Here is a 12,506-nt window from a genome sequence, read left to right as displayed (position 1 = left end):
CGCATATGAGTGAAGCACAACTGATTTCCCGGTTCGACGCCCTGCTGGCTGACCTGGACGGAGTGGTCTACAGGGGTCCCCACGCCATCCCCGGAGCTGTGGAGTCCCTGCAGCGGCTGGCCGAAGTCGGCGTCGGCCTCGGGTACGTGACCAACAACGCCTCCCGTACCCCGGCGCAGGTCGCGGCCCACCTGCGCGAGCTTGGCGCCCCTGCCGAGGACCACCAGGTGGTGAGCTCTTCCCAGGCCGGTGCCGACCTGCTGGCGTCCATGCTTTCCCCGGGCGCAGCCGTGCTGATCACCGGCAGCCCTGCGCTGGCCCACGAGGTTGGGCTCGTTGGCCTGAAGCCGGTGCACAGCGCCGAGGATAATCCGGTGGCCGTCGTGCAGGGCTTCAACCCTGGGATCGGCTGGAAGGACCTTGCCGAAGCGTCCTTCGTGCTGGCGGACGGTGACGTGCTGTGGGTTGCCACAAACACCGACATGACGCTCCCGCAGACGCGGGGAACCGCTCCCGGCAACGGGTCCCTCGTGGCCGCGGTGGCGGCAGCAACCGGCCGGCAGCCCCTCGTCGCCGGCAAGCCGGAGGCCCCGCTGTTCCACGCCGCCGCCAAGCGGCTGTCTTCGGACCGGCCGCTGGTTGTGGGCGACCGTCTCGACACCGACATCCTGGGCGGCAACCGGGCCGGATTCGCCACGGTGGCCGTGCTGACCGGCATCGACACCCTGGAATCCATGCTGGCGGCCCGGACCGACGAGCGCCCCGGCCACATCATCCAGGACCTGACCGGCCTCTACGAGCCGTACCCGGAGATTAATAACGACGGCGGGACGTTCCGTTGCGGTAACGCCACGGCAACCGTGTCCGGAGACACCATCCGCATCTCCGGGTCCAAGGACGACCTCGACTCGTGGCGCGCGGCCTGCGCGGCGTGGTGGATGGCCCGGCCCGACGCCGAGGTCGCCACGGCTCCCGAACTCGAGTGGCTGGATCAATAGACTGCTGCCATGCCAGAGTTGAACAACGACGCGCCGGACGCCGCAATGTCGGATGCCGCCTGGCCGGACCTGACCGTGCCCGGCGGCGGCGCTGCGGATGCCGGCGCCGCTGACCCGGCGGTGCTGGCCATCCTGGACCGGGTCCGCGAGGTCCCCGGGCTTCCGGTTTCGGAGCACCCGGCCGCCTATGCAGGCATGCACGACGCCCTGCTGGAAGCCCTGAACCAGGAACCGCAGCACCCGGAACCGCAGCAGCATCAGGAACCGCAGCAAGGGCCGGGTGTCTCCTGACCATGCCCAGACTCGACCGACTGCTCGTCAGCAGGGGACTGGCGCGGTCCCGCACGCACGCTGCCCGGCTCATCGCGGAAGGCAAGGTGTCCTCCGAAGGTGACGTCCTGGCCAAAGCGTCGCTGCAGGTCGGCGACGACCGTGAACTGAGCGTCGCGGAAGATGAGACGGACGCGTACGTCAGCCGCGCCGGCCACAAACTGGCCGGCGCGCTGGACGCGTTCCCCGGGGTCGCCGTCGGCGGCAAACGATGCCTTGACGCCGGAGCCTCCACGGGGGGCTTTACCGACGTCCTGCTGCGGCGGGGCGCCGCGCACGTGGTGGCGGTCGACGTCGGGCACGGCCAGCTGGTGCCGCAGCTCCGCAGCGATCCCCGCGTGAGCGTCCACGAAGGGCTGAACGTCCGCTACGTGGACCCGGAACAGATCGGCGGCCCGGCTGAGATTACCGTTGCCGACCTGTCCTTCATCTCCCTGACGCTGGTGCTGGCCCCGCTCGCGGCCTGCACCGCCCCGGGCGGCGACCTGGTCCTCATGGTCAAGCCGCAGTTCGAGATCGGCAAGGAACGGCTCGCCCGCACCGGAGTGGTCACGTCGGAGCGCGAACGGCGCCTGGCTGTCGGTAAAGTGGCGGGGGCGGCGCTCGACGCCGGCCTGGAACTGCGGGGGCTGGCCACCAGCCCGTTGCCGGGCCAGGACGGAAATGTCGAATACTTCCTGTGGATAACGCAAAGAATGTCAGAAGACTTGCCTAAGATCGAAGAGCGGGACGCAGCCGTTGCTGCGTTGCTGGGAAAGATCTGGCCGAACCACTAGAGAGCGGAACCCGATGAGCAGGCGTGTACTGGTACTTGCCCATACCGGCCGCGAGGAATCCCTAAAGGCGGCCTGGGAGGCGTGCGCCCAACTCCACGCCTCCGGCATCATCCCCGTCATGCAGAAGTCCGAACTGGCCGACATGGAGGGCTTCTTCGGCGTCATGGACCAGCCGGTCGAAATCCTCCACGACCACATCCAGCTTCCGGACGTGGAACTGGTCATGGTGCTGGGCGGGGACGGGACCATCCTGCGGGCGGCAGAGCTGGTCCGCGAGGTGGACGTGCCGCTGCTGGGCGTGAACCTGGGCCACGTCGGCTTCCTCGCCGAGAGCGAACGTGCGGACCTCGCCCAGACAGTCGAATGGATCGCCAGCCGTGAATACACGGTGGAGGAGCGCATGACCATCGACGTCCAGGTCTGGGTCCGCGGCCAGAAGATCTGGCACACCTGGGCCCTGAACGAGGCCGCCATCGAAAAAGGCGACCGGGAGCGCATGCTCGAACTGGTCACCGAGGTGGATGAGCGCCCGCTGACCTCCTTCGGCTGCGACGGCGTGGTCCTGGCCACGCCCACCGGATCCACTGCCTACGCCTTCTCTGCCGGCGGCCCCGTCGTGTGGCCCGAGGTGGAAGCCCTCCTCATCGTGCCCATCAGCGCGCACGCTCTCTTCGCCAAGCCACTGGTGGTCTCGCCCCGGTCCAGGCTGGCCGTGGAAGTCCTCAACCGGACGGACGCCCTCGGCGTGCTGTGGTGTGACGGCAGGCGTTCCGTGGACCTGCCTCCCGGCGCGCGGGTGGAGGTCACGCGGTCCACCACCCCTGTCCGCCTGGCCCGCACCCACCAGACCCCGTTCTCGGCGCGGCTGGTCCGCAAGTTCGAGCTTCCCATCCACGGCTGGCGCGGCCCCGTGCCCCAGTCCGAGCAGATCCACACCGGTCCGGTGCCGATCGTGCGCACGCCCCGGACCATGGCGCCGCCCTCGGGCCTCCGGCCGTACGAACCCGGTTCAGAATCCGATCCTCCGACTGAAAAGTGAACCATGCTTGAAGAACTGAGAATCCGTGATCTCGGCGTCATCACCGACGCCACACTGCCGCTGGGCCCCGGGCTCAGCGTGGTGACCGGCGAGACCGGTGCCGGCAAGACCATGGTGGTCACCGCCGTCGGGCTTCTGCTCGGAGCCCGGTCGGACGCCGGCGCGGTGCGCAGCGGCGCGAAGAGCGCCTCTGCCGAAGCGGTGGTGCAGTTGCAGTCCGGGCACCTCGCCCTGGAACGCGCCCGGGACGCCGGGGCCGAGGTTGAGGAGTTCGACGGCGGCGCGGAACTGCTGCTGTCACGGCGCCTGGGCGCGGACGGACGCAGCCGGGCCTTCCTCGGCGGCCGGGCCGCCCCGGTGGGGGTGCTGGCCGAAATCGGCGAGTCGCTTGTAGTGGTGCACGGGCAGACAGACCAGATCCGGCTCAAGGGCGCCGCGGCACAGCGCGAGGCCCTCGACAAGTTCGCCGGGGACGGGCTGGCCTCCACGCTCGGCGGATTCCAGGACCTCTACAGCTCCTGGAAATCCAGCCAGGCCGAGCTGGACTCGCTGCGCAGCGCGGAACGCGAGCGGCTCCGCGAGGCTGAGTCGCTGGAAGCCGCGCTGGCGGAGATCGACGCCGTGGATCCGCAGGCGGGGGAGGACGAGGCCCTGAAGGCGGAGGCCGTGAAGCTGGCCAACGTCGAGGAACTCCGGATCGCCGCCACCACGGCGCACCAGGCCCTGATTGCCGAGGACTTCGGGGAGGCCGGCGACGCCACCTCGCTCGTGGATGCGGCCAAGCGGACCCTGGAACACGTGGCCGAACACGACGAGGAACTCGGATCGGCGGCCGCCCGGCTCGCCGAGGTGGGGTTCCTGCTCAACGACATCGCCACCGAGCTGGCCAGCTACCAGGCCGGGCTGGACTCGGAGGGGCCGGAGCGCCTGGCCGAAATCGAGGAACGCCGGGCCGCCCTGGCCAAGCTGGTCCGGAAGTACGCCCCGAGCATCGACGAGGTCCTCGAATGGGCGGAGAACGCCCGGGCGCGCTTTGACGAACTGCAGGGCGACTCCACCCGGATCGAGAACCTGGAAGCGGAGGTGGCCAGGGCCTCGGCCGAGCTGAAGAAGCAGGCTGCAGCCATCAGCAAGGTCCGCGCCAAGGCCGCCAAGGACCTTTCCGCCCGGGTCAGCGCCGAGCTGAAGGCCCTCGCCATGGCGGACGCCACCCTGGTGATCACCATCGAGGCCGCAGCCCAACTGGGGCCCTATGGCGCAGACGAGATCTCCTTCCTGCTGCAGCCGCACTCCGGCGCGCCGGCCCGGCCGCTGGGCAAGGGTGCCTCCGGTGGCGAGCTCTCCAGGGTCATGCTGGCCATCGAGGTGGTGCTGGCCGCGGTGGACCCGGTGCCAACCTTCGTCTTCGACGAGGTGGATGCCGGCGTGGGCGGGCGCGCCGCGGTCGAGATCGGCCGGCGGCTGGCCATGCTGGCCCGCCACGTCCAGGTCCTGGTGGTGACGCACCTGCCACAGGTGGCGGCGTTCGCCGACCAGCACATCCGTGTGACCAAAACCTCGGTGCGCGGCTCCGACGGCTCCACCGCCAAGGGTTTCACCTCCAGCGACGTCCAGCTCCTGGACGAGGCGGAGCGCGTCAAGGAACTGGCCCGGATGCTGGCAGGCCAGGAGGACTCCGAAACCGCCCAGGCCCACGCCCAGGAGCTTCTGGACGACGCCAAGCTCCTGCCGCAGCAGGCCTGAGCCCGGCAAAGGCCCGGCAGCACGTTTGCCCGCCCCTTGCCGGGAGCCCTGCTATTGCCTGCGGGGCGCGGACAGGCAAAACTGAAGCCTTTGGGGACCGCATACCCGATCCGTGGAAGGCTCAATTGATGATAGGCTCGAATTCCGTGGTGCAGCGATCAAATTCCCGTGTAAATTCCCGGTTCCCGGGCTCCTCCAAGACGACCAAACACATCTTCGTCACCGGCGGTGTGGCGTCCTCACTCGGCAAGGGACTGACGGCCTCCAGCCTCGGCCACCTGCTGCGGGCACGCGGCCTGTCGGTAACTATGCAGAAGCTCGATCCCTATCTGAACGTGGATCCGGGCACGATGAACCCCTTCCAGCACGGCGAGGTTTTCGTCACAGACGACGGTGCTGAAACCGACCTCGACATCGGACACTACGAGCGCTTCCTCGACGAAAACCTCGAGGGTTCGGCCAACGTGACCACCGGCCAGGTGTACTCCACGGTCATCGCCAAGGAACGCCGCGGCGAGTACCTCGGCGACACGGTCCAGGTCATCCCGCACATCACCGACGAGATCAAGCGCCGGATGCGGCTGCCCTCCGAGGGCAAGAACGCGCCGGACGTCATCATCACCGAGATCGGCGGCACCGTTGGCGACATCGAGTCGCAGCCCTTCCTCGAGTCCGCCCGCCAGGTCCGCCAGGACATCGGCCGGACCAACGTCTTCTTCCTCCACGTTTCGCTGGTCCCGTACATCGGCCCTTCGCAGGAACTGAAGACCAAGCCCACGCAGCACTCCGTGGCTGCCCTCCGCTCCATCGGCATCCAGCCGGAGGCCATCGTGATCCGCTCGGACCGCGAAGTCCCCGACGCCATGCGTGAGAAGATCGGCCGCATGTGCGACGTCGACATCGACGCCGTGGTCAACGCCGCCGACGCCCCCAGCATCTACGACATCCCCAAGACCCTGCACACCCAGGGCCTGGACTCGTACATCGTCCGGGCGCTGGACCTGCCGTTCAAGGACGTCGACTGGACCAGCTGGGACAAGCTCCTCGAAGCCGTCCACAACCCCAAGCACGAGGTTGAGGTTGCCCTGGTGGGCAAGTACATCGACCTTCCTGACGCCTACCTCTCCGTCACGGAGGCCCTGCGCGCCGGCGGCTTCGCCAACGACGCCAAGGTCAAGATCCGCTGGGTCCCGTCCGACGAATGCGAAACCCACGAGGGCGCGGTGCGTTCCCTCGAGGGCGTCGACGCCATCTGCGTTCCGGGCGGCTTCGGCATCCGCGGCCTGGAAGGCAAGCTGGGCGCACTGAAGTTCGCACGCGAGTCCCGCCTGCCGGTCCTGGGACTCTGCCTCGGCCTGCAGTGCATGGTCATCGAGTACGCCCGCAACGTCGTCGGCCTGGAGGGCGCCTCCTCCAGCGAGTTCGAGCCGGACTCCAAGTACCCGGTCATCGCAACGATGGAAGAGCAGCTGGAATTCGTCGAGGGCCGCGGCGACCTCGGCGGCACCATGCGCCTGGGCCTGTACGAGGCCAAACTGGACGAGGGCTCGGTCATCGCCGAGACCTACGGCAAAACCACCGTCAGCGAACGCCACCGCCACCGGTACGAGGTGAACAACAAGTACCGCGACCAGATTGCCGCCGAGGGCCTGGTGTTCTCCGGCACGTCGCCGGACGGCAAGCTGGTGGAATACGTGGAGCTGCCCCGCGAGGTGCACCCCTACTACGTGGCCACCCAGGCGCACCCGGAACTGAGCTCCCGGCCCACCCGGCCGCACCCGCTCTTTGCCGGCCTGGTGAAGGCAGCCCTGGACCACCAGAGCGGAAGCGACAGCGCCGGTTTCGAACCTGCCGCGGCCGCCTCCGGCGAAGCCGCCGCAGAGTAGAACCCCTGCAGAGTAGTTCCACAGCACCCATAGAGTAAGGACGGCGCGATGCCCGGTAAATCTGGAAAAACACCTGCTGACCGGCAGGTTTCGGATGCGCCGAGCCCGCGCCGTCTGCTCTCCCGGGAGCGGGTCTACAACGGCCGGATCTGGGACGTTGTCAGCGACAGCTTCAAGCTGACCGCCGAGGGCGATCCCCTCGTCCGGGACTACATTGAGCACCCAGGTGCCGTCGCCGTGCTCCCCATGAACGACGACGGCGAGGTGCTGCTGATCAAGCAGTACCGCCACCCGGTGGGCATGGACCTGTGGGAGATTCCCGCAGGCCTGCTCGACGTCGAGGGGGAGGACTTCGTGGTGGGCGCCGGCCGGGAGCTCGCCGAGGAAGCGGACCTGATCGCCAGCGAGTGGAACGTCCTGGTGGACTTCTTCAATTCGCCCGGCTCCTCCAGCGAGGCGATCCGCATCTACCTGGCCCGCGGCCTCACCGAAGTCCCGCATCACGAACTCCACGTCCGCACGGACGAGGAAGCCGAAATCGAGCTGCACTGGATCCCGCTGGAGGATGCCGTTGCCGCGGTGCTGGAAGGGCGCCTGCACAACCCGTCCGCCGTCGTCGGAATCCTTGCTGCCGCCGCTGCGAAAGCGGACGGCTTCAGCGGACTGCGGCCGGGCGACGCCCCCTGGCCGGCGCACCCCAGCCAGCGCTGATGTCCGCGGACACGGCGGCACCGGAGGAATCTCCGGCCCCATCGGCACCGAAGCCAACTGACAGTGCCGAAACGGCACCGCCGGAACGGCCCCGCACCGCGATTGACCGCGGAGTGACCGACTATCTCCAGCACATGGGCGTCGAACGGGGCCTGGCGGCGAACACACTGTCCGCGTACCGCCGCGACCTCGCGCGCTACTCGGCCTACCTCGCCGGGCAGGGCCTCAGCAGCCCGGCTGACATCACCCGCCACCACGTCACGGGCTTTGCCCAGGCGCTTTCCGACGGCGCCGACGGCGGCACTCCGCTGGGGGTGCGGTCGGCGGCCCGGACCGTGGTGGCCGTCCGCGGGCTGCACCGCTTTTGGGCGCTGGAAGGGACGACGACGGCGGACCCCGCCAGCGATGTCCACCCACCAATGCCCGGCAAACGGCTCCCCAAGGCCATCACCGTGGACGAAGTCACCAGGATCCTGGAAGCCGCCGGGACCGACACCGCCACCGGCCTCCGCGACCGGGCCCTGCTCGAATTCCTGTACTCCACCGGGGCCCGGATCAGTGAGGCCGTGGGCCTCGACGTCGACGACCTGTCGGTGCAGGCTGCCGAATCCGGCCCGGCCATCGTGCGCCTGTTCGGCAAGGGCTCCAAGGAACGGCTGGTGCCGCTGGGCTCGTTCGCGGCCCGCGCCCTCGACGCCTATCTGGTCCGGGGCCGGCCCCTGCTCGCAGCCAAGGGCAAGGGCACCCCGGCGCTGTTCCTCAACGCCAGGGGCGGACGCATCAGCCGGCAGAGCGCCTGGACCATCCTGAAGGCAGCGGCGGACAAGGCCAACATCGCCAAGGACGTCTCCCCGCACACGCTCCGGCATTCCTTCGCCACCCACCTGCTCGAAGGCGGAGCGGATGTCCGGGTGGTCCAGGAACTGCTCGGGCATGCCTCGGTGACCACCACGCAGGTGTACACCCTCGTCACCGCCGACACGCTGCGGGAAGTCTACGCCGCGGCGCATCCCCGGGCGCTGGGATAAATCCTCGGACGCTGGGATAAATCCCCGGGCGCTGGGATAAATCCCCGGGCGCTGGGATAAATCCTCGGACGCTGGGTAACCGGGCCGGATACAGGCCTCCGGACAGCGACGGCACAGCTAGGCTGGTCTGCATGACTTCCGTGCCCGTCACCCTCTGCTTCCTGCTACGGGAACACCCGGAGGCCGGCCCTGAAGTGCTGCTTGGCCTGAAGCGGACCGGCTTCGGGACCGGCAAGATCGTCGGACTCGGCGGCCACGTCGAGGCAGGCGAAACCGATGCCCAGGCGGCATGCCGGGAGGTGCTGGAGGAGGCCGGCGTCGTGGTCCGTGAGGAGGACCTGTCCGACGCCGGAAAGGTGGAGTTCGTCTTCCCGGCCCGGCCGGACTGGAACATGTCCACCCGCCTGTTCACCACCCGCCGGTGGGCCGGCGAGCCGGCCGAAAGCACCGAGATCATTCCGGAGTGGTTCCTGGTTTCCGCCCTTCCGCTGGAGCGCATGTGGCAGGATGCGGAGCACTGGCTGCCGCTGGCTCTTGCCGGGAAAGTGGTGGACGCCGTCATCACCCTGAACGAGGACAACGAGACAGTGGCGTCCGCCCAATATTCTTTCCGGGCCGTGTAACCGCCCGTTCCCTGCCGGAAACTATAGGGTTAGCCTGCCTGGTCAGGACATAACTTCTTACGTTTGGGGGATACGTGGATTCGGAACGCGAGCTGGCGTTCGTCGCCGTTCACAGGGACAGCTATCCGCGGGTTTACAGATATGTGCGGCGGCGGGTGGAATCGCCCGAGCTCGCTGAAGAGCTCGCAGCCGATGTGTTCCGCGTTGTCTGGCAAAAATGGCACGACCAGCCGCATCCGGATATTGCCTGGCTGCTGACCGTGGCGCGGAACCTGATCGGCAATGCGTACCGGAGCCGCGATCGGCTCGTGGCCCTGCAGGCGAAACTCCGGGCGTCCGCCGAGCTGCGCTCCGGTGCGGATTCCGAGGACCTGCAGGTCCACGACGCCATGGCCGCCCTGCGTGACAGTGATCGCGACATCCTGCAGTTGGCCTACTGGGATGAGCTCAGCATGGCCGAGATCGCCGGCGTTTTGCAGTGCAGTGAAGCCGCAGCCAAGGTCCGCCTGCACCGTGCGCGGGCCGCCTTCCGCAAGCAAATGCCGGTGAGCCCGGGGACGGGCAAACAAAAAACGGGCAAACAGAACTCGGTGACACAGAAAATGGGTGCATGAGATGGATCCGATCAAGAACCTGATTTCCGGGTCTGACCCGCTCCGTGACGACCCTGCCGCGGTGCCGGACGCCGAAGCTGCCCTGCGGCGCGTGACCACCGAAGCCCCGATGTTCACGGACAGCCTGCCGCCAAATGTGCTGCGGTTTGAGGACCGGAAGCGGCGGCGGGCGCGTGTTGCCGGTGTGCTGACCCTGGCAGCGGCGGCGGTGACCGCCGGCGTGCTCGTGGCGACCAACCTCGGAACGCTGGTATCCGCTCCCGAACCCGCGGGCCCTGTTGCGCCGTCGCCGTCGGAATCGACAGTGTCGGCAACGCCAACGCCCACCGCAACCCGGACGGCTGGAGCAACGCCGACGCCAACCGCTACCGGCGCCCCCGCCACGTGGACCACCTTCACGGACGCCACCGGCCAGGCCACCTTCGAACACCCGCTGGGCTGGAAGGTGTCCCAGGAGCCGCAAACCATCGACGGCGGTCAGTACAACATCGTCGAGATGAAGAACGCCGCGGGCAAGAACATGGCCACCCTGCGTTTGGTCTACGACGTCACGGGTGGCCCGGTGTGCCCGGACCCGAAGCCGTACCAGACCCTCGACTCGGTGGTCGTGGACATTCCGCAGAAGGCGGCCAAACTCAGGGAACATCCTCAAGGTCCGTCCGCATTTGTCTTCCGGGTGATCCAGGGGGACAAGGTTTACGGGTCGCTCGCCTTGGCCGACGGAGACCTGGCTCCGCAGCCCACGACCTGCGGCCTGTACAACGGCATCCTCGGTCCGGACAACGTTCCCATTGCGCAATTTGGCGATGCTGTTTGGCTCACCGCGGACGGAAGGGACGCTCCGCTCACGTTTGGTTCTGTTGCCGAGGCCAAGGCCTATATGGGGACGCAGGAGTACAGGGACGTGAAGCGCATGCTGATTTCCCTGGCGCTGCAGCCAGCCAAAACAGCCGCGTCGAGCCCGCGCTTCGTCAGCCAGGACGGGAAAGCCAGCTTCGTTCTCCCCGAGGGATGGACCGCCAAGGACGTCCCGGTCGGGACGCCGGACTACCCGGGCTCGGGAATCACGGTGTCCGACGAAGCAGGCAAGACGGCAGCTCGTTTCGAGCACCGTGCTGCGGGCGGCCTCGGCGGCGCCTGCACGCAAGGCACCTACAAAATCACCGAACTCGATAGCGGTGCTGCATCCCTCAGCGACGCGTGGGCGGTGGAGCGCGGCGTGCGGTTCTCCTATCGGGTGATGGACAAGACCTCGCTCGGCCAGGGATTCAGCTACCAGCTGGGGCTGGTGGACAAGGACAGCGGCTCTGTCAGCGACAGCTGCCTTATGTACACAGTGGTCACCGGTACCCCTGTGGGTCTCCTGTCCTTCGCGGACCGGGCCGTGCAGGACCCCGCCGAGCCGACGTTCACCACCCTGGCCGAGGCCAGGGCATACATGGAGACGCCCGCGTATAAGAAGCTGAAGGGCATGATCCAGAGCCTGAAGATCACACTCTAACGCCACCCTCAACGGACCCGACGACAAACGACGCCGGGCCGGCCACCGAAAGGTGACCGGCCCGGCGTCGTACGCGTTACAGGCGACCGGCTACGGCACGTGCCGTTCGTCCGGACCGTTGTACGCGCTCAGCGGGCGGATGAGCGAGTTCGCGTTCAGCTGCTCCATGAAATGGGCGGTCCAGCCGGTGATCCGGCTGGCGACGAAGAGCGGCGTGAACATGTTCGTGTCGAAGCCCATAAGGTGGTACGTGGGCCCGGCCGGGTAGTCGAGGTTCGGCTTGATGCCCTTGGCCTCGTCCATGGCAGATTCGAGCCCGTTGTACAGGCCCAGCAACTCGGGCCGGCCGAAGTGGGCGATCATCTTGTCGAGCGCGGCCTTCATCGTGGGGACGCGGGAGTCACCGTGCTTGTAGACCCGGTGGCCGAAGCCCATGACCTTCTTCTTCTGGGCCAGGGCGTTTTCCATCCATGTCTTGGCGCGGTCGGCAGCCTCCTCGAGTGACTCCTCGGGACGGATCCCGATCTCGTCGAAGGTGTGCATGACGGCCTCGTTGGCGCCGCCGTGCAGCGGCCCCTTGAGGGCGCCAATTGCGCCGGTCACCGCCGAATGGAGATCGGACAGCGTGGACATGATGACGCGCCCGGTGAACGTGGAGGCGTTGAAGGAGTGCTCCGCGTAAAGAATCATGGAGACGTTGAAGGCCTCCACCACCTCCGCGACGGCCTCCTCACCGAACGTCATCCAGAGGAAGTTGGCCGAGTAGCCCAGGTCATCCCTCGGCTCCACAGGCTCCTGCCCGCGCCGGCGGCGCTGGTCGTACGCCACCACCGCCGGCATCGCGGCAAACAGGTCCGTCGCCTTGGCCATGTTGGCTTCCCGGGAGGAATCCTCCGCGAGCTCGTGGCGGGCGCCCATCACCGATGCGGCAGTGCGGCAGACATCCATGGGGTGCGCCGTCGTCGGCAGGGCATCAACCACCTGCTTGACTACGGGATCCAGAGCCCTGCCGGCGCGCTCGCGGGACGTAAACTCAGCCAGTTCCTCCTGGGTGGGCAGCTCGCCGTTCCACAGCAGGTAGGCAACCTCTTCGAAGCTGCACCGGGCGGCGAGCTCCTGGACGGGGTAGCCGCGGTACAGCAGTGAATTCGTGTCGGGATTGACCTTCGAGACCGCGGTGTAGTCCACCACGACGCCATCGAGGCCCTTCTTGATCTCTTCTTCAGCCATGCTGAACTCCTTCGTTCCTTGCGTCCG

General features: G+C 67.9%; 12 protein-coding genes. 11 read left to right on the top strand and 1 reads right to left on the bottom strand.

Annotated elements, in window-relative coordinates:
• The first annotated feature begins 5 nt into the window (after positions 1–5).
• The 11 genes from R5O87_RS05530 (at position 6) to R5O87_RS05480 (ending at position 11,249) form a co-directional block, all read left to right on the top strand.
• On the top strand, positions 6–998 hold the full coding sequence (locus tag R5O87_RS05530) for an HAD-IIA family hydrolase (protein ID WP_410556785.1): 993 nt from the start codon (positions 6–8) through the stop codon (positions 996–998).
• A 9-nt stretch (positions 999–1,007) separates the two neighbouring features.
• Positions 1,008–1,289 (top strand): hypothetical protein, encoded by a 282-nt coding sequence (locus tag R5O87_RS05525; RefSeq protein WP_410556783.1) that lies wholly within the window; start codon positions 1,008–1,010, stop codon positions 1,287–1,289.
• Between the two features lie 2 nt (positions 1,290–1,291).
• The gene (locus R5O87_RS05520) at positions 1,292–2,104 is read left to right on the top strand and encodes a TlyA family RNA methyltransferase (protein WP_410556782.1); all 813 of its coding nucleotides are present in this window, start codon (positions 1,292–1,294) and stop codon (positions 2,102–2,104) included.
• A gap of 13 nt (positions 2,105–2,117) precedes the next feature.
• The gene (locus R5O87_RS05515) at positions 2,118–3,143 is read left to right on the top strand and encodes an NAD kinase (protein ID WP_410556781.1); all 1,026 of its coding nucleotides are present in this window, start codon (positions 2,118–2,120) and stop codon (positions 3,141–3,143) included.
• Positions 3,144–3,146: 3 nt separating this feature from the next.
• Positions 3,147–4,886, top strand: coding sequence for a DNA repair protein RecN (gene recN, locus R5O87_RS05510; RefSeq protein WP_410556780.1), 1,740 nt, complete (start codon positions 3,147–3,149; stop codon positions 4,884–4,886).
• A 128-nt stretch (positions 4,887–5,014) separates the two neighbouring features.
• On the top strand, positions 5,015–6,772 hold the full coding sequence (locus tag R5O87_RS05505; RefSeq protein ID WP_410556779.1) for a CTP synthase: 1,758 nt from the start codon (positions 5,015–5,017) through the stop codon (positions 6,770–6,772).
• A gap of 48 nt (positions 6,773–6,820) precedes the next feature.
• Entirely contained in the window at positions 6,821–7,483 is a 663-nt protein-coding gene (locus tag R5O87_RS05500) for an NUDIX domain-containing protein (RefSeq protein WP_410556778.1), read from the top strand.
• A complete protein-coding gene (gene xerD, locus R5O87_RS05495) occupies positions 7,483–8,511 on the top strand; it encodes a site-specific tyrosine recombinase XerD (RefSeq protein WP_410556777.1) in 1,029 nt (342 codons plus the stop codon). Before R5O87_RS05500 ends, xerD begins: the two co-directional genes overlap by 1 nt.
• A gap of 131 nt (positions 8,512–8,642) precedes the next feature.
• The gene (locus tag R5O87_RS05490) at positions 8,643–9,134 is read left to right on the top strand and encodes an 8-oxo-dGTP diphosphatase (RefSeq protein WP_410556776.1); all 492 of its coding nucleotides are present in this window, start codon (positions 8,643–8,645) and stop codon (positions 9,132–9,134) included.
• A gap of 74 nt (positions 9,135–9,208) precedes the next feature.
• Positions 9,209–9,748, top strand: coding sequence for an RNA polymerase sigma factor (locus R5O87_RS05485; RefSeq protein WP_410556775.1), 540 nt, complete (start codon positions 9,209–9,211; stop codon positions 9,746–9,748).
• A 1-nt stretch (position 9,749) separates the two neighbouring features.
• Positions 9,750–11,249: a hypothetical protein gene (locus tag R5O87_RS05480; RefSeq protein WP_410556774.1), complete on the top strand. Its 1,500-nt coding sequence runs from the start codon at positions 9,750–9,752 to the stop codon at positions 11,247–11,249.
• Positions 11,250–11,339: 90 nt separating this feature from the next.
• Here R5O87_RS05480 and R5O87_RS05475 read toward each other — a convergent pair whose 3' ends face one another.
• A complete protein-coding gene (locus R5O87_RS05475; protein WP_410556773.1) occupies positions 11,340–12,479 on the bottom strand; it encodes a bifunctional 2-methylcitrate synthase/citrate synthase in 1,140 nt (379 codons plus the stop codon).
• Positions 12,480–12,506 lie beyond the last annotated feature (27 nt).

Source organism: Arthrobacter globiformis (assembly GCF_046536215.2).
GTDB lineage: Bacteria > Actinomycetota > Actinomycetes > Actinomycetales > Micrococcaceae > Arthrobacter > Arthrobacter globiformis_E.
The sequence above is the reverse complement of the archived record's forward strand: the minus strand, read 5'-3'. Positions and strand labels throughout refer to the sequence as shown.